The organism is Vibrio sp. 1874, from assembly GCF_033344395.1.
Classification (GTDB): Bacteria; Pseudomonadota; Gammaproteobacteria; order Enterobacterales; family Vibrionaceae; genus Vibrio; species Vibrio alginolyticus.
In genome coordinates, this window is record NZ_JAWPOR010000001.1 from 873,368 (window position 1) to 891,593 (window position 18,226).

General features: G+C 42.9%; 15 protein-coding genes and 1 tRNA gene. 10 read left to right on the top strand and 6 right to left on the bottom strand.

Going from position 1 to position 18,226, the window contains the following annotated elements; translation table 11 throughout:
- The first annotated feature begins 204 nt into the window (after positions 1-204).
- The 6 genes from R8N46_RS03875 to R8N46_RS03900 all read left to right on the top strand — a co-directional run bounded on the left by R8N46_RS03875 (position 205) and on the right by R8N46_RS03900 (position 8,275).
- Positions 205-684 (top strand): Hcp family type VI secretion system effector, encoded by a 480-nt coding sequence (locus tag R8N46_RS03875; protein ID WP_005375967.1) that lies wholly within the window; start codon positions 205-207, stop codon positions 682-684.
- A gap of 49 nt (positions 685-733) precedes the next feature.
- Positions 734-2,569 (top strand): type VI secretion system tip protein TssI/VgrG, encoded by a 1,836-nt coding sequence (gene tssI / locus R8N46_RS03880; RefSeq protein ID WP_115386668.1) that lies wholly within the window; start codon positions 734-736, stop codon positions 2,567-2,569.
- Positions 2,570-2,580: 11 nt separating this feature from the next.
- Positions 2,581-2,871, top strand: coding sequence for a PAAR domain-containing protein (locus R8N46_RS03885; protein ID WP_005375969.1), 291 nt, complete (start codon positions 2,581-2,583; stop codon positions 2,869-2,871).
- On the top strand, positions 2,872-3,711 hold the full coding sequence (locus R8N46_RS03890) for an NAD/NADP transhydrogenase subunit beta (RefSeq protein ID WP_115386667.1): 840 nt from the start codon (positions 2,872-2,874) through the stop codon (positions 3,709-3,711).
- Between the two features lie 364 nt (positions 3,712-4,075).
- Positions 4,076-5,209, top strand: a complete 1,134-nt coding sequence (locus tag R8N46_RS03895) for an exonuclease SbcCD subunit D (RefSeq protein ID WP_005375971.1) — start codon at positions 4,076-4,078, stop codon at positions 5,207-5,209.
- Between the two features lie 9 nt (positions 5,210-5,218).
- On the top strand, positions 5,219-8,275 hold the full coding sequence (locus tag R8N46_RS03900; RefSeq protein ID WP_213972163.1) for an AAA family ATPase: 3,057 nt from the start codon (positions 5,219-5,221) through the stop codon (positions 8,273-8,275).
- Between the two features lie 59 nt (positions 8,276-8,334).
- On the opposite strand, the gene R8N46_RS03905 is transcribed toward R8N46_RS03900, so the two are convergent.
- Complete coding sequence (locus R8N46_RS03905; RefSeq protein WP_172563844.1) at positions 8,335-8,715, bottom strand: cystatin family protein; 381 nt, start codon at positions 8,713-8,715, stop codon at positions 8,335-8,337.
- A gap of 304 nt (positions 8,716-9,019) precedes the next feature.
- Here R8N46_RS03905 and R8N46_RS03910 point away from each other — a divergent pair, with 304 nt between their 5' ends.
- Complete coding sequence (locus tag R8N46_RS03910) at positions 9,020-9,553, top strand: lipocalin family protein (protein ID WP_054576742.1); 534 nt, start codon at positions 9,020-9,022, stop codon at positions 9,551-9,553.
- 207 nt (positions 9,554-9,760) lie between these two features.
- On the opposite strand, the gene R8N46_RS03915 is transcribed toward R8N46_RS03910, so the two are convergent.
- From R8N46_RS03915 to R8N46_RS03935, 5 genes are all read right to left on the bottom strand, one after another.
- The gene (locus tag R8N46_RS03915) at positions 9,761-10,756 is read right to left on the bottom strand and encodes a succinylglutamate desuccinylase/aspartoacylase family protein (RefSeq protein ID WP_213972164.1); all 996 of its coding nucleotides are present in this window, start codon (positions 10,754-10,756) and stop codon (positions 9,761-9,763) included.
- Between the two features lie 110 nt (positions 10,757-10,866).
- Positions 10,867-12,399 carry a putative basic amino acid antiporter YfcC gene (yfcC, locus tag R8N46_RS03920; protein WP_005387492.1) on the bottom strand — a complete coding sequence of 511 codons (1,533 nt, stop codon included), beginning with the start codon at positions 12,397-12,399 and terminating at the stop codon, positions 10,867-10,869.
- Between the two features lie 212 nt (positions 12,400-12,611).
- Entirely contained in the window at positions 12,612-12,932 is a 321-nt protein-coding gene (locus R8N46_RS03925; RefSeq protein WP_017633643.1) for a c-type cytochrome, read from the bottom strand.
- Positions 12,933-13,010: 78 nt separating this feature from the next.
- A complete protein-coding gene (gene ltaE / locus R8N46_RS03930) occupies positions 13,011-14,015 on the bottom strand; it encodes a low-specificity L-threonine aldolase (protein WP_054578964.1) in 1,005 nt (334 codons plus the stop codon).
- Between the two features lie 22 nt (positions 14,016-14,037).
- Complete coding sequence (locus R8N46_RS03935) at positions 14,038-14,553, bottom strand: NUDIX hydrolase (RefSeq protein ID WP_115386663.1); 516 nt, start codon at positions 14,551-14,553, stop codon at positions 14,038-14,040.
- Positions 14,554-14,822: 269 nt separating this feature from the next.
- Here R8N46_RS03935 and R8N46_RS03940 point away from each other — a divergent pair, with 269 nt between their 5' ends.
- The 3 genes from R8N46_RS03940 to R8N46_RS03950 all read left to right on the top strand — a co-directional run bounded on the left by R8N46_RS03940 (position 14,823) and on the right by R8N46_RS03950 (position 18,226).
- Positions 14,823-16,484, top strand: a complete 1,662-nt coding sequence (locus R8N46_RS03940) for an ATPase RavA domain-containing protein (protein ID WP_054576741.1) — start codon at positions 14,823-14,825, stop codon at positions 16,482-16,484.
- 9 nt (positions 16,485-16,493) lie between these two features.
- The gene (viaA, locus tag R8N46_RS03945) at positions 16,494-17,948 is read left to right on the top strand and encodes an ATPase RavA stimulator ViaA (RefSeq protein ID WP_005375981.1); all 1,455 of its coding nucleotides are present in this window, start codon (positions 16,494-16,496) and stop codon (positions 17,946-17,948) included.
- Between the two features lie 204 nt (positions 17,949-18,152).
- Positions 18,153-18,226, top strand: a tRNA-Cys gene (locus tag R8N46_RS03950).

Genomic DNA, 18,226 nt, shown 5'->3' on the forward strand with positions numbered 1-18,226 from the left:
CTTTACACTCTCAATAATAATTGGGAGTTGGTTCATATTAACTATTATTTTTTATAAAAAACGCTTAAATTAAATCTTATTTAAAGATATAACAGGGCGTATTTAAAATGAAGTTTTTGATACATTAATCACTAATTATCACCAAACGTCAGATAATTAAATTACTACGATATATGTCAATTAATAATGCTATAGGAGATTAGCATGCAGTCTAATACGTATCTTAAATACGCAGATATTAAGGGTGAGGCAACAGCCGAGCAATACAAAGATTTGATTACACTACTATCTGTAGATTGGAGTGTAGGTCGTGAGATCTCATCATACACTGGTACAGCGATGGACCGTGAAGCGAGCGCTACTCGTCTATATGATTTGACTATCACTAAACTTCAAGACCGTTCTTCTCCTGACTTATTTAAAGAAGCGACGATTGGTAAAGGTAAACCAGCGGTTTTCCATATTACTAAGCAGGGTGAGAAGGTTGAAGAGATCATGAAGATCGAACTGACTGATGCGATGATTTCTAACTACTCCGTTTCTATCCAAGACGATCGTCCAGTTGAAACTATCACAATTTCTTACACAGAAATGATGATGACAGTGACTCCTACTGACGATAAGAACAACACTTCTGCTCCATTGGTATACGGCTACAGCGGTGTTAAAGGTCAACAAATGTAATTTTCATGCGGGGGAGTATTCCTCCGCATTTTTTTGAAAGAAGTATTTAATGAAAAGAGCAACTCAAGATAACAATTTCATCCGAATTTCTTCCCCATTCGGTAAAGATGCCATCATACTAAACTCGTTTGAGTATAAAGAAGAGATCTCAGAACTTTTTTCATTGCGTGCTAAAGCTTACTTTAATGATCAACGAAGTGAGTTAAACGAAATTATTGGTAAGGAAGTTACCATTACCCTTGAAAATAATGAGGATGTTTCTTCAAATCCTCGTTATATGCATGGTTACGTTTCTGCTGCAAGATTAGAAGGGAAAAGGGTTTCTAATACACATAAAGGCGAAAATTATAAAAACATAGAATTATTAATAGAGCCTAAATTACGTTTCGCTGAATATCGAAAAAATTGCAGAATATTTCAGCATAAAGATATAAAGGAAATTATCTCTGAAGTACTATCGGAGCATAGTGTTGCCTTTAGTTTTGAGCTAACCAAGTCCTATCCTAAATACACGTACAAAGTACAATATGAAGAATCAGATCTTGAATTTGTTCGACGTCTGTTATCGGAAGAGGGGCTATCATTTTGTTTTACACATACTAAGTCTGCCCATACGCTCAATATTTTTGATGACATCAGTTTTTATAAGCCGGGTACTGAGTTTTTAGTCGATTTTGATACAGGTACGGCGAAATCTAGCCACATTTCTTCTTGGCATGAAACGCAAATTCTGACTACTAAAGCGAGTCAAAAGTCAGGCTATAACATGCTCAAGCCTTCTTCGAATCCTAAAAATACTGCAAAGGGTGAAAGTGATTTTTTTACAGTACCTGGAAGCGAGTATTTTGAATACATGGGTGAAATGGAGAGCAATGATCAATACGCACTGAGAAACACGCATGCAATAGAAGCACTACAGCAAAATGCATATTTGTGTCGTGGCGAGGCTACGTGCAGAACATTCAGTGTGGGCAAGTGCTTCAAGTTTAAAAAGCATGAAGATAAATCTCGAGTCGGCAAAGAATATGTACTGTCTTCTGTTTTTTTGTCTGCTGCTGTTTATAACCAGACTGGTCAAGGTGGGACCGGTGCGCAAGGTGTCAAAGTCTCGTTTAGTTGTGTTGACTCAAAGACAATCCTGCGTCCTTCAGTTAACTACCCGAAACCTCAGATGAAAGGTTTGCAAACCGCAGTAGTTACGGGGAACAAAGATGGTGAAATTTACATAGACAAACATGGCCGTATCAAAGTTCAGTTTCACTGGGACCGTGTTGGTAAATACGATGTAAATAGTTCATGTTGGATTCGTGTTGCGCAAAATATCGCAGGTAACGGATGGGGGTCGGTGTTTCACCCTAGAGTCGGACAAGAGGTCATCGTCGAGTTTGTCAACGGAGACCCTGATCAACCAATCGTTACGGGGTCACTATATAACGGTAGTCAACTCCCTCCTTACGCTTTACCAGAGCAAAGTTCTCAGAGTGGTTATAAATCACGCTCTGTACAAAAAGGTACATCCAATTTTAATGAGTTGCGCTTCGATGATAAGCCTGGTGAAGAGCACATTTATCTTCATGCTGAAAAACTGTTCCAAATGCTAGTTGAAGACTGTGTTGATATCGCCGTTGAAAACAGTAAAACCGAAAAAGTGACCAATGATGTTAATCAAGAGGTTGGTCAGAACGCGAGCTTGAAAGTAGGTAAAAACTTTTCGAATGAAACGGGTGAAGTACTGTCTTTTAATGCAGGAAAGAGCGTCGAGATCAAAGTAGGTGGTGCTTCTATTCAGATGTCTAGCTCTGGAGAAATCAATATCAAAGGTAATAAAATATCCATTAACGGCTCAGCTATTGCTCTTAAAGCTGGGCAAATTTCATTGAACTAAGGTGATTTAAAGTGGGTAAACCAGCCGCAATTTTGGGCAGCTTTCATCTTTGCCCTAAAAAAACAGGAAAGATACCGCATGTCGGTGGTCCCGTCGTTGTTGGTTCACCAAACGTAACGATTGGCGGGATACCTGCGGCAAGACAAGGCGACAAGCTTATTTGTATCGGTCCTCCGGATAGTATCTCAGCAGGTTCTTCTAGCGTAACAATCAACGGTAAACCAGCCGCGAGAGTCGGCGATTCAACGTCTCATGGTGGCAAAATTCTATCTGGTATGCCTACGGTTTTAATCGGAGGCTAGATGCCACTCGCATTTCAAACGCATCTTCTATCCTTTAATGGCCGTTCACACACCGTTCGCGAGATAGCTGATGATTCTTTTAGATTGTCCGAGGAAATCCGACCCCAAGACTTTGCTCAATCAATAGATGAGCATATATTAAGCCTCGTGCGCTCTGAGCGCGAGAGTCTTGAGCAAGCTGATATCAAGGGGAATCTCTGTGTTCTTTTACCATCTTCGGTAGACAAACGCTTGCTTAAAGCATTGATAAGCGAGCTTTCTATTTTCGTTGGCCAAACTGTCAATACTGAAATTTACTTTTATCCTTATGGCCAAGCTGCATTTTTGATGGCACTAAATCGGATAAATCGTGAAGTTAATGAAACGCAAGCGACTTGGATACTGGCTATAGAGGTTACGAGTGATGTAGAAGGGCATGTCAAACCTCAAAGCTCTATCATTTTAACCAAGTGTTTTTTTCGACATTCAGGTCTTGTGCCTGATGTTGTTCGAATTGATTTAGATGCCAAACAACAACGCATCGCCGTGGACAAGGTGTTTAAGCAATTAGGAGTAAGTTGTGAACATCCACTCAGTCAATTGTATTTATCCGTTAATAAGGAAGAACCGCAATGGTTAAACTCAATGCAATTCTTGTCTCCGTGGGTGACCGATCAAACTCAGTATCAATTTGTTGATATCAAACTTGGCGGATTGGGTGCATGTGGCGGCGTTTTAAAAGCGTTAGTGATTGATGAGCTTCAAAGAAGCAGCCCCTGCCCAGACTTTCACGTGTTGCAAGCGGACATCGAGTCAGATGGCTATGCGGTAGGAGTAATATACAATTGGCGTAGTGAATAGGTCTGGCTATTGCTTTTCCTTCTAGTAGTAGTAGCTGAGGTTTTAGTGATGCAAATGTTATGGGGGATTGACTCGAAACTGGCCCTTTAATGATGTTTGGACAATGACTAGGCGCAGCTTGCTTTTCAAAATAGCTTTGCTCACCGCGTTTTTACAGTGTTCTTCTCGCTTTCTGATTAAATAGCCAGCCATAGAACACAAACCACATGAAAAGCTGTTCGACTCAAGATATCCTTACCGAAATAAAATAACTTGAGTTTTGGCTTGTTCGAGATCCCACCCGTGACGCATTCCTTTTTATAAACGGTACATGGACTCTGACAGAAGCAAGCCTACTCATAGAATTGGCGGAAAGTGAATTCGAATGAAGTTTATCCACACCTCAGATTGGCATCTTGGTCGACAATTCCACAACGTATCACTACTCGAAGATCAACAAGCAGTACTCGAACAACTGATTAACTATATTGAACGCAACCCCGTCGATGCAGTTGTAGTGGCGGGAGATATCTATGACCGTTCGGTGCCACCAACGGTTGCAATAGAACTGTTAAATCGAGTCGTGAAACGCATTTGTACCGAGTTAGAAACACCAATGATATTGATATCTGGCAACCATGATGGTGCAGAAAGGCTAGGTTTCGGCTCAGAGCAAATGAAAAATGCAGGTCTCCATATTGTTAGCAACTTTGAAGAGATGCTCACTCCCATCATCATAAAAACGGACTCTGCGGACGAGGTCGCGTTTTATGGTATGCCTTATAACGACCCTGAACAGGTCAGGTTTGCCTACAAAGCCTCGGTATCCACTCATGATGAGGCTCATCAATTGCTTGTTGAGCAAATTAAAGAGCGCTTTATCTCTAAGCAAAAGCGCGTGCTCGTGAGTCACTGTTTTGTTGATGGGGCTATCGAGTCAGACTCTGAACGACCATTATCTATTGGTGGTTCTGATCGCGTGAGTCATGAACACTTCTTAGATTTTGACTACGTCGCACTTGGTCATTTGCATCAGCCTCAAAAGAAAGGCGCAGAGCATATCCGTTACTCTGGCTCTCTCATGAAGTATAGCTTTGGTGAACAGAACCAGAGAAAAGGTTTCACGTTAGTTGAACTGGACAAGAAAGGATTCGTTTCTGCAAAGCATATTGATCTTACGGCTCCTCATGAAATGCGTATTGTAGAGGGCGAGCTGGATAAAGTTATTGAGCAAGGGAAAACAGACCCCAAGAATGAAGATTATTTGTTAGTTCGTTTGATGGATAAACATGCGATTTTAAACCCAATGGAAAAACTTCGTTCAGTGTATCCAAACGTTTTACACCTTGAGAAACCTGGCATGTTAATTGGGGTAGAGCAGGAAATGGCGCAAGCAAAGTTGGCGCGAAGCGAAATTGATATGTTCCGAGATTTTTTTATTGAGGCGCAAGATAGCCAGTTGTCTAAAGAGCAAGAGCAAGCTGTTACTGACATTATTAAGCAATTATCACAGCAATAGGGACCAAAGATGAAACCAATTAAACTAACCATGCAAGCCTTTGGTCCGTTTGCAAAAACTGAAATCATTCATTTTGAGAAGCTTGGCAGTAACCCTCTATTTTTGATTAATGGTCCTACAGGTTCCGGTAAAACGTCGATCTTAGATGCCATTTGCTTCGCCCTTTATGGTGAAACCACAGGTAATGAGCGACAAGGTATTCAGATGCGGTGTGACTTATCCGCGCAAGACTTACCAACCGAAGTAGTTCTCGAATTTTCGTTACACGGCAAACAATACCGAGTTGTTCGATCCCCTGAGCAGGAAGCGCCCAAGGCCCGTGGTGAAGGGATGACGATTAAAAAGCACACTGCGGCTCTTTATGAACTCGGTGAGACTGAAACGCTTATCACCAGCAAGACGACTCAGGTTAAAACTGAAGTTAGCAATATTATTGGCTTGAATGAAACTCAATTTCGTCAAGTTATGGTGTTGCCTCAAGGAAAATTCCGAGAACTGTTGCTTGCTAGCTCTAAAGAGCGTGAAGAAATTTTTGGCCAGCTCTTTCAAACTGACATATATAAAAAAATTGAGTACGCGCTCAAAGATAAAGCGAGTGCAATTAGTAAAGCGAAAGGCGAATTTGATAATCAAATTCGAGGTGCTTTACAAGTTGCAGAAGCGAGTTCTGAACAAGAACTATTACAACAACTGGAACAAGTAACTAAGCAATTAGAGTCTGATAAAAAGAATGAGCAAGCAGCGTTAGATAAGCTCAATACTGCTAAATCTGAATTGCAAAAAGCGGAAACCTTGAATGGAGAGTTTTCGAAACGAGAGCAAGCAGAAAGCGCACTCAAGCTGCATCTAGAACACGCAGATTCGATAAAAGCTCGTCAACAGCAATTAGAAAACGCTAAAAATGCCAATAAGATAGAGTTGCCCTACATCTCATTACAAAATGCAAAAGCTCAAACGCAAGAGCTTAGGCAAAAAATCGTAGCTTTGGAAGAGAGTCTCGAAAAAGCTAATGTCGTTGCGAGAGAACAAGAAAACTTGCAGCAAAGTGCAAAAAAGGCAGCGGCAAAGGTCCCGCAGTTAACGCAACTGCAGTATCAACTTGAAAGTATGAAAAACAAGTTGGTCGAGAAAGACAATTTGGAAAGTAAAATAACGGCGGGTTATCAACAAAAACAACAATTTGAAGCAACGTTAAAACAGTACATAGAACTAAAAGATAAATTAACGTTACAGGCCCAGCAGGGACAGAAGGAGCTAGAGAAAGCACGAGTTGATGTTGCGCTTATTGGCAGCATCGATGCGGAAATAAAACAAAAACAACGGCTGTTACAGGATCTACAAAAGCTGCATGATCTTACTTTAGAGCTCTCTAAACTCAATGCGCTAACTGTAGGCAAGCAGCAGTCACTACACGAAGCCAGTCAGCGCTATATGCAGCGTCAACAAGCCGCTGATACGATAGAGCTTAAGTGGCACAACGCTCAAGCGGCAGTATTAGCGCAGCGACTAAAAGCAGGTGAAGCATGCCCGGTGTGTGGTAGCGAAACGCATCCTAACCCCGCAACGTTTGTTGAAGAAGCCGTTACAAAAGAGCAAGTTCAGGCGGCTAGAGCTAAAGAGCGAGAAGCTCAAACCTTGTTGAACCAACTAAGCAATCAGCTAGAACAACATAACGTTGTCATTAGTCAGTATCAGAATCAGTGTAACCAGTTGAAAGAGGAGTTGGGTGAGTATGCTACATCTGAGATCTCGACGGTTCAAAATGATTTGCAAGCGATCAATGCTCAACTCCTACGTCTACAAGCTATTGATATTGAAAAGCTAGAAAAGAACGTTGAACAGCTTAATCAACGCTGCGTCGTGGGTGAAAATAAAATTCATGAGCTGCAGAATAAAATGGCGGCAAATGAATCAACCGTTAAAGCGAACCAAGAACAATTGGCTCAATTACAAGCTTCTATTGACCCAAAATACAGTTCCGCTGACTTGCTTGAACGTGAAATTTTGCTGACAAAAGAGCAAATTCTGAGTTTGAACACAGGCTTAGAAAAGGCGCAAACCGCTTTGCAGCAAGCGATATTGGAGAAATCAAATGCGGAAAGTCACTTAGCGACGAACAAGCAGTGGTTATCTGAGTCAGAGCAAAAACTTAGCCAAGCAGAATTAGCGTGGAATGAGGCACTACAGGCGAGTAAATTTGAGGATGAAAGCCATTATCTAAGTAGTCGAGTGGGAGATGATGAACTTCAAGCCTGGCAGCAAGAAATAGACAGCTTCAAACAGGCACAAACCAAGCTTGAGCAAACACTACATGATTTAAATCATGCATTGAAAGATCTTGAAAGGCCTAATTTAGAGTCGTTTAACGATAGGTTAACCACTCTGCAGGCGCAATATATTGAAGTAAGGAATCAACTTGATACCACACGCTCAATATTTGAACGTCTTGAAAAGGTTCGTAAAGATATTGCCGTGTTGCATGAGAAAAATAGTAAGTTAGAAGAAGAATACAAAGTCTTTGGTACGTTGTACGACGTTGCTAGCGGTAAAACAGGCAGCAGGGTTAGCCTACATCGCTTTGTTCTTGGTGTACTGTTGGATGATGTGCTGATTCAGGCCTCTCAACGCTTAAGCCTTATGAGTAAAGGGCGCTATATTCTTGCTCGAAAAACAGAGGGCTTCAAAGGCGCTGCGGGTCGCGGCTTAGATTTAATGGTTGAAGATGGCTACACAGGAAAAACGCGTGATGTTGCGACACTTTCCGGCGGTGAATCATTTATGGCAGCGCTTGCTCTGGCACTTGGTTTGTCGGATGTTGTGCAATCCTATAGTGGCGGTATCCGTTTAGACACTTTATTTATTGATGAGGGCTTCGGTAGTTTAGACCCAGAGTCTTTAGATCTTGCTATTCAAACACTAGTGGACCTGCAACAGACTGGGCGCATGATCGGTGTTATTTCTCACGTTTCTGAGCTGAAAGAGCAAATGGCGCAGAGGATTGATGTTGAACCATCAAGACTTGGTTCAACGGTGTCGATTAAATCTCAATGTCGCTTCGCTGTCTAATTCAGTGACTACTGTTAGATCAAAAAGCCCCTATTGTTAGGGGCTTTCTGACTAAGTCGCTACTGTTCGCAAAAGTAGCCTTCTTTTGGCGATTGGGTAATCGCATATTCGCCATCGAGGTTGCGATAAACAATCGTGTTCCAAACAGAGCCATCATCCAATTCAAACTCAATAGCATAGTTGACGCCGCTAACGATTTGCGCGTGAACATTCAGTATTTGTTTAAACGACGCTATTGTGTCCATTTTCTCTAAAACAAAGGCCATTGCCTTTTGTGCATCAGGGGTCGCGTTAAACTCATTCCACCCACCTGGCATGTTTCCTTGTGCATTACATACATCTGCCGAGGTCGTTAATTGTGTCGTTTCGCTCGGCTTTTCCTGCTGACAACCTGCAAGTAACACCAAAAGTGCACAAACTGACACTGTTTTTAATTTCATAACAATAACCTCTGTCTATAACGCAACGTATTATAGGAGGGTGATATGCCTACGAATGTCTATGTTGTGCAAAGTTTCTATATGCATAGGGTTAAATGCTGACAAAATGTACAAGCATGGTCAGCTTGTAAGTCAAAAATAGAGCAATCTTGTTAACGATTTGCTGAGATGACGAGGTTTCGGTGTTCAGTGCGCTATTGATGAAGAATTGTGATGTGTACCTATGAAGGTGATGGTGCGGCTTAGTGATCGATTTGTTATCTTCTAGAGTAAAATCAATCACTAATTAAAATTTAGGTGTTGTATGAAATCGATAAAAATATTTTTACTTTTGTCACTTGCAACTTTATTTGGTTGTACCTCGAAGCCGGATGGGGTGGAACCCGTCAATAATTTCGATTTAGAGCCATATCTAGGTAAGTGGTACGAAATTGCACGCCTAGACCATTCATTTGAGCGAGGCTTATCCAACGTTACCGCTGAGTATCAGGTTCGCGAGGATGGTGGGGTTAAGGTGATAAACCGTGGATATTCCGAAGAAGAGCGACAGTGGTCAGAAGCTGAAGGCAAAGCTTATTTTGTTGAAGATAAAACGGTTGGACACTTAAAGGTTTCCTTTTTTGGGCCAATATACTCTTCTTACATTGTTTTTGAGCTAGGTGAAAACTATGACTATGCGTTTGTTTCCGGTTACAACCACGACTATTTGTGGCTATTGTCTAGAACGCCTAACGTTGATGAGAGAGTAGTGGAGCGCTTTAAGTACGTAGCTAAAGAGAAAGGTTTCGCTATCGACGAGCTCATTTTTGTTGAACAAGAGAAACAAAGACAGCTTTAAGTTCATCAGCGTGGCTGAAAAAGCGGACAGAGGGGCAGCTTCCTAATTAAGAGCTCAGTTTGTCATTTCGCTTAACAGTAATTTGTTACCGCGTAACTTAATGTGGTCAAAATGGATATAGCCCCATCATTTGTGATTACTCGTGATGGGGCTTATATAAATTTGAGTGAGCGTCGAAAGGTTGATCTATCAACAAACGGTTATGGTTTACTTAATCAAACGAACGATCAGGGAACCTGGTGCTCGAATAGATTCAACATTGTGGCTAAGTACTGTGCCGCTTGTTGGGGCGGTGTAGCGTTTAATCTCAGCGCCAAAGCTGTCGTATTGAATCGCAAGAAGTTGGCCTTGCTCGACAAAATTCATCAAACTGACATGAGGCAGTACAAAGCCGCCGTGTGTCGCTTTCACACTGATGATTTCGTTTCCTTCCAAGCATGACGTAATAGGGTCCATATCACCTTCAACAATGTTATGCTTTTTCAGCACATTAAAAATGCCTGTTACAGTTCGACTGATAAGTTCTTGCTCGGTATATCGCCCCATACCTACTTCAACAGTAATACTTGGGACACCATGGTTATTCCAGACCGTTTCAAGGACGCCAGCATCTCCAGGATCATTTAAAATCGCATCAGGATTAATGAGGCGAGCCATTTCTAATGATTGCTCGATTCGGAAATCTGCAAACACGTAAAGTGGATAGGCCGCACCACTGGTTTGAGTGTGAAGGTCAATGGCTAAATCAGCATTTGGCTTGAGCAAATCATTCCACAATGCATATAAGTAGCGTTGGGCTTCATTGCCGTTTTGGTCACCAGGAAAAAAGCGGTTTAAGTTTGCAGGAGACGCATCAGGGTCTGCGGAATAGAAATCACGGCTGTGGTTTAGCATACCTGGCATGTTAACGGTTGGAACAATAGTGACAGTACCAGCGACTTCAGTGCCGATGAGCTCTCGAGCAGTTTGCTGCGCTGCTAACACACCATTGTACTCATCACCATGAACCCCTGCGGTAATCATGATTTTCTTGCCAGGTTTTTCACCTTTGAACACTAGCACAGGTAGGTGTTGCCACTGAGAGAGAGCATTCGTTGCGATGCGAAACCAAAACTTATGCTCGCCCGAATTTAGGTCTGCTACATTGAGAGATTGAATCACTTGATGACCTTGAATCACGTCATCGAGAAATTGTGTTGCCATTAAAGTTACCACTCCAAAACCATGAGCTAATCTAAAACCTTAGCGTCGTCATACCATGAATATTAATAAGGCGAGAACATGTCTCGCCTTAATTACCAATTGGCTTCGTTTTACGCAAAACCCATAATATGAGCTGCGATAACGACGATACTTGATAGGGTAAAGAGTAATAGAATAAATCGCCAGCAGAATTTTGCCCAGTCACCCCAGTCGATACGGCAGACACCAAGCGTTGCCATCAGAGATGCCGAAGTAGGGACGATAACGTTAGTAAAGCCATCGCCAAGTTGGAATGACAAAACTGCCACTTGGCGTGTAACGCCTGCAATGTCTGCCAGAGGGGCCAGTAGAGGCATCGTTAGTGCCGCTTGTCCAGAGCCCGAAGTGACGAAGAAGTTGAAGATAGATTGGAATACATACATTAACCATGCCGCAGCCACGTCAGGAAGCCCGCTAATCACGCCGCCAGCACTGTTTAGAATTGAATTCAGTACACTCGCTTCATCAGTTGTACCACCACCAAGGATCAACAATACACCTTTTGCACAACCCACTAATAGGGCAGGTGCAAGCATAATAGCTGCACCTTCTTTAAATGCATCAGCTGCGCAGTTTAGCGTCATACCGTTCAGGCGGAAAATCGTACCGATGATCGCGACAACAAAGCCCATAGTGAAAAATTGAGAAGCGATTTCTGGGATGTACCATGCGTTAGCGACTACGCCCCAAACGACCCACACCGTGGTCGCAATAACCGTAAGGATAACGAGTGTGTCACCTAGGTTCCAACGAGAATCTTGATTGCCAAGCTCTTGCTGACGGAAATACTGGTCTGTGCGGTGGCTGTAAGAAAGTTTAGGATTTGACTTCACACGAGCGGCGTAGATCATTGTGAAAGCGATACCGATTAACGTAAAGCCAGCCCATAACCCCATGCGCACTGTCATGCCGGATAAAACAGGTACACCCGCAATGCCTTGCGCAATAGCGACGGAGAAAGGGTTCATCCAAGAAGTAGCAAAGCCAATTTGAGTCGCAACATAGGTAACCATTACCGTAGTGATACCATCATAACCAAGGCGAACCATAAGCGGCGCGATAATAATCGCAAATGCTACGGCTTCTTCACCCATACCAAATACCGCACCGCCTAGCGAGAACAGCAAAAATAGCACTGGAATGAATAGCGCTTCGTTACCTTTGGTCTTATCGATAAGGCGCAGGATACCGTTATCGATTGTGCCTGTGCGCATTACAACGCCGAAAGCACCGCCGATAACCAACATGAACATAATCACGCCGATTGCGCTGCCCCATTTAGAGCCAGAAACTAGCCCTTCGAAAGGGAAGTTCATCAGACCAATGCCACCACCAGAAGCAAACAGGCCGACCTTGTTGTAAACCAATTCACCGTTTTCGTCGGTTGCATAAGAGAAAGAAGAAGGATCGATAACTGTGCGAGTTTTTTCTGCACCGTCGACCATGTAGGTCACCTGTTGGCTATCAAAATGACCAGCAGGAATTAAGTAGGTAAGAATCGCAGCAAGAATACCAACAATGAAGATCAAAATGAGGGTATCTGGCATCTGCCACGACTTAGGGGTAGCAACCGAGTCTGCTGGTTGCGCATGTGTGTGAGACATAACTTACTTCACGTCAAATTCAATAAAGCATGAAATATCGATAAAATAGAATAAAAAGTCAATATTAATGCTTATGTTGAACTATAAATTCATCAAATATTTGAAGTGAAGTTAATTTGATTGTTTTGTGGTCAAATGTTGGGTTAATGTTTCAATATGCGTTGAGTTTGGATGATTCACGAGCTTTCATAGTACATCTACAGGTGATCTAATCACTTGATTTCTGTCTGTTCTGCATAAAAAGCAGCGACATCACGAAGGTCTTCATCATTTAACATTTTTAACTGTGCTGCCATCATTTCTGCAAGTGGCCCTTTACGCTCACCGGCTTGATAAGATTTCATTGCATTGTAAAGGTACTGAGCATTTTGACCAGCAAGGCTTGGATAGGTGTTGTTCGTTGCGATGCCTGTAACACCGTGACAATAGACACAGCTAGGTGATTTGATTTTACCTTTATCAGCATCACCAAACGGCTCGGCATGGATAGCGGAAGAGAAAATAAAAGAGATTAGAAGTACAAATCTGAGCATGGAGGTTATCTATTCGCTAAAAATCATGCCGATACAATAAAGCTTCCCCTTAGGGGAAGCTCAATGATCAAAATCAAATTAAAGTAGAGATTTTATACTTGATAAGAAAGTGTCGATGTCTTTCGCTGAAATATCTTTATGAGTTACAAAACGAATTGGATTTCCAGGGGTTATCGTGATGTTTTGTTCCTTTAGTTTCGCAGCGATACTTACTATGTCCACTTGAGGATCAAGCTTCGCGAACACGATGTTCGTTTGAACAAATTCAGGGTTGACTGAAAAACCAGGCAGTTCTGCTAAACCTTCCGCTAAGGTTTTTGCGTTGATGTGATCTTGTTTTAGCTGTTCCACTTGTTCGGTAAGGGCAAGTTTGCCTGCTGCGGCAAGAATACCCGATTGACGCATACCACCGCCGACCATCTTTCTTAAGCGACGTGCTTTTGCGATGTAGTCTTTGCTACCAAGCAGTAGCGAGCCAACAGGGGCAGCCAGACCTTTCGACAGACAGATCGTCATTGAATCAAAGTACTGACCGATCTCTTTTACCGGAACATCAAGTGCAACGGCTGCGTTAAAAACGCGAGCGCCATCTAGATGCATCTGCAAGTTATGTTTATTCACGAAGTCACGTGCTTCTGCTAAGTAAGACAGAGGTAGTACTTTACCATTAATTGTGTTTTCTAAGCTGAGAAGCTTAGTGCGAGCAAAGTGACAATCATCTGGTTTAATCGCAGCAGCCAGTTTATCAAATGGTAGCGTGCCATCTGGGTTATTTTCGACTGGTTGAGGTTGAATTGATCCCAAAACCGCCGCGCCACCAGCTTCGTATTTGTAGTTATGTGCTTGTTGCCCACATAGATATTCATCTCCCCGCTCGCAATGCGCCATTAAACCGAGCAGATTGGCTTGAGTGCCTGAAGTGGTAAACAAAGCTGCTTCGAAACCAGCAAGCTGCGCAGCAAATTTTTCAAGCTCATTGACCGTAGGGTCATCACCATAAACATCATCCCCAACGGGGGCCTTAAACATGGCTTCTCGCATGGCTTGGGTGGGCTGTGTAACGGTATCTGATCGAAAATCCATGAATGTCTCCTTGGTCAAAGTCCTAAATATATCCGCAAAGGCGCGCTTTGCTTAAGCAGGCGATCGTTTTGGCATCGGTGATCGTGCCATCGACAATCTTTTCTTCGAGTTGCTTGATTGACAAGGTGACGACCTCAATCACTTCGTCTTCATCGCACTCGTAACGGTTTGTTTTGTTGAGCTTTTCGGCAACAAATAGATACTGTATCTCATCACAAAATCCGGCAAGAGGGGTGACTTGGCCGAGAGACGTGAATTTCTCTGCACTAAACCCAGTTTCTTCCTCTAACTCTCTTTTGGCGCAGCAGAGTGGCTCTTCGTTGCCTTCCCTGGTACCAGCAGGAAGTTCCAATAGCCATTTATTAAGTGAAGGCCGAAATTGGTGGACAAGGACAATCTCACCCTCCGCTGTAATAGGGAGAATCACCGCAGCGCCCGGATGATGGATTGTAGTGTGCGTAATTGCCTTTCCTGTGGGAAGCATAACGTCTTCTTCAATCAGAGAAATTTGCTTCCATTTATGAACTATCTTGCTCATGCAGTTATGAACCCTAGCTGTTACCGCATTTTTGACGTTTTTCGACATTAACCACAAATGGTGGGAAACAAAAGCAAAAAATACTGCAACACGACGAAAGCGTTTGCACTTTAAGTGAGCAATGTCTCATAAATGGAAACTTTGATTGCTTCGTCAAGATGGGGAAAAGCATCTGCTATAAGGGGAATTCGACAAAATACATTTGTAACAAAGTTATAACAAGTGTATAAAAATGTTAACACAATACCACTTCAGCAGCCGGAGAACGTATGACACAAACTTTATTTGCCTCAAATGCCGAAAAAGCGCTTCTCTCAGAACGCATCAATAAATTGGCGAAAGCGTTAACGGATGGCGTTTATGAGCGTGAACATACGATCAAGCTCTGCCTTCTTGCTGCACTTGCTGGTGAAAGTGTTTTTCTTTTAGGCCCCCCTGGTATTGCAAAAAGCTTAATTGCCAAACGACTCATCCAAGCGTTCGATAACAGCAGTTACTTCGAATACCTGATGACGCGCTTCTCAACCCCTGAAGAGGTGTTTGGGCCACTGAGTATCCAAGAGCTAAAAGACAACGGCCGTTATGTTCGCTTAACTAAAGGGTATTTGCCAACTGCACAAGTCGTATTTTTGGATGAAATCTGGAAGGCGGGGCCTGCAATTCTTAACACATTGCTGACAGTGGTTAATGAGAAAACATTCAAAAATGGCAGCGATATCGAGCGTGTGCCAATGCGCCTGTTGGTATCGGCTTCCAATGAATTACCCGATGAAGATAGTGGATTGGATGCGCTCTACGACCGCATGTTGGTGCGTGTGTTTGTGAATCGAATTCAGAATAAACAAAACTTTAAGTCGATGTTGACTGTGGGCACATCGCAAGAGGCACAAGTACCAGAAGGCCTAGCGATAACTGATGAAGAATATCATCAATGGCAACAACAGCTCGACAAATTGACGCTAACCGATAATGCATTCGAAAAGCTTTTCCAGCTTAAAACGATGTTAGAAAGCAAAGTTGAAGCTCAGTTTGGTGATGTGGCCAATACCGACATGTATGTCTCTGACCGCCGCTGGAAGAAAGCCGTGAAGTTGTTAAAAGCGAGCGCGTTTTTTAATGGTCGCGATGAAATCAATCCGCTTGACCTTCTACTGCTGCAAGATTGTTTATGGAACAGTCCTGAATCGCGAGATGTGGTACGTGAAGTGGTTCAAGAGTTCGCCTTAAAACATGCATTTGATCAACAAGACGCGGAGCAGGAAATCGAGTACTGCCGTGAGTCTTTGGTTGATGTTCAACATGAACTTGAAGATGCCTACCGCATGACGTTAACGTCTGAAGCGGCAACGGGTATTTTGCGCAAAGAAACCATGCGCTTTGATACCTCTAAAGCCAAGATGTACAAAGTTGGCGCAGCCGTTAACTTAGTTAAATTGGTGGTCTTGCAAAGCAACATGTCGGTTTCAGAATCAGAAAAAGGTGATAGCCGCTGGGTTTATGTACCCAAAGATGAGTTAGATCGAGTCATTAAAGAGGGAAGCGGTGATGTGTATGGTTACGTCAATCAAAACACCAACATGTGCCGTTTACGATTTGACGTTGACGCGGCGAATAACCTAGTTATCCGTGATATCGCGAACCGAGGCATTCTGGTTAGCCTAGTGACTCAAGAGGGCTTGGATGTAGAGCTTTACCAAAAGTGGTTAACGCAGAGCGAAAAAGCCGTAAATCAGCTTAGTGAGGCAGAACACCATATGCGTAAGGTGAAAGCGAACTTTCATGATGCGCTTCCGCATAGCTTTGTTGATCCTGAATTACCCCGCCTAATGGAGTCGAGTCTGCAACAGGTCAGTCAGAGACTTGAATCAATCCAAGCAGAAAGTGAAAAAGTTATCCAACGCTTTAAAAACTTAAATCAGTTTTTCTCATAAGGAGACGACATGCTAGGTGCAGACGGACTTAACCTCGCGCTGATGGTGGCCGACTCCGGCATCATCGATAGCGCAGTTAATGATTTGATGGCTCGTTCACAAGTCATGATGATGGCAGAAAACCGAGGTGTTAAATCTTCGGTCAAAGGTCACTTGTTAAAGTGGCGAGGCAGCGTTAAAAAACGGATCACCAAGGTATGTGAGACAGAGCGTTTCCAACAAGAGCTGTCTTTATATCAAGAGGTTATTCATTGGGATGAAGAGGCGTTTTTTGAAAACATCGAAGATGTGATTAAAAAGCTGGAATGGCACTCTGCGTTTTACATGCAAGCTCGCCGAATGATGGAAAAGAACAAAGGGATGAATAACCCTATGTTCCCTCATTACTTTTGTGATCAATGGTACAAAAGCCTCACCGATGCTATAAAACAAGCGCAAGTAAGCGAGCTTGAAGCCAATAAAGAAAAGGTGCTGAATGACCTGTATCAACGTATGGAAACCATGCGTAATATGGATAAAGTCACGGAGTCGGGTGACGCTGAAAGTGTAGGGCGCCTGTGGGATATGGCATCTGCCAAGTTGAGTAAAACAGACTTAACGGTGATGAAACGCCATGCTGAGTTTCTGAAGAAGCACCAAGGCTTGCAAGAAATTGCGGAGCAACTCGGTCGTATGGCGGGGCAAGTAAATGATCCTGAACTAAATCGTGCGCCCACTGAAGAACTTCAATTGGTCGAAGAGAAAAGTGATGAGGCGACGGATGATATTGTTGGTATTCACGAAAGCGATGATCTAAATAAGCTACTTCCCAACGAAACGATGTTTTTGGCGTATCCTGAACTTGAAGTTGTGTTCTATAAACACTTAGTTGATAAACGGCTCATGAACTATCGTACACAAGGCAAATCGCGCACGTTACGTAAAGTTAAAGCTCACCGACCTGACCATAAAGCGGTAGATATCGAAAAAGGCCCCTTCATTGTTTGTGTGGACGCGTCCGGTTCCATGAGTGGCTTTCCTGAGCAATGCGCCAAAGCCATGGCTTATGCTCTGATGCAAATCGCACTAGCGGAGCAACGTGATTGCTATGTCATTATTTTTTCTACGGAACACATTACCTACGAACTAACCAAACAAGATGGTCTGCGCGAGGCGGCGGACTTTCTAACTTATAGCTTCCATGGTGGTACAGACTTAGAGCCAACTTTGATTAAATCTATCGACTTGATGAGCGGTGATAAATATAAAAACGCAGACATGGTAGTCATTTCCGACTTTATCGCGCCAAAACAACAAGACGAGTTACTGGCCAAAGTGGATGCGCTCAAAGCGAAGAAAAACCGTTTTCACGCGATTAGCTTATCGAAATACGGAAATCCTGCATTAATGTCGATGTTTGATCACACTTGGTCTTATCACCCTAATGTTGTGGGAAGATTGCTAAAAAGGGTCAGCAACTATTAAACGCCTTAATGTTTCATGGGACAAAACGAACTGAAAGCGAGATTTATATTGCTTCGTTTTAAGCCAATAAGATCGAACTTTGGTCGAATTGACTTAAAAGAAATCAAACGAACAGAAAATGAAATGTTTTTGTTTGACTATCTTCTCTCAATCCGTAAAGTAGCCACCAACGCAACGGGGTAGAGCCCTGAAGCGTAATAAAAAGGCGCCTTGGCAGAGTGGCTATGCAGCGGATTGCAAATCCGTGGACCTCGGTTCGACTCCGGGAGGCGCCTCCA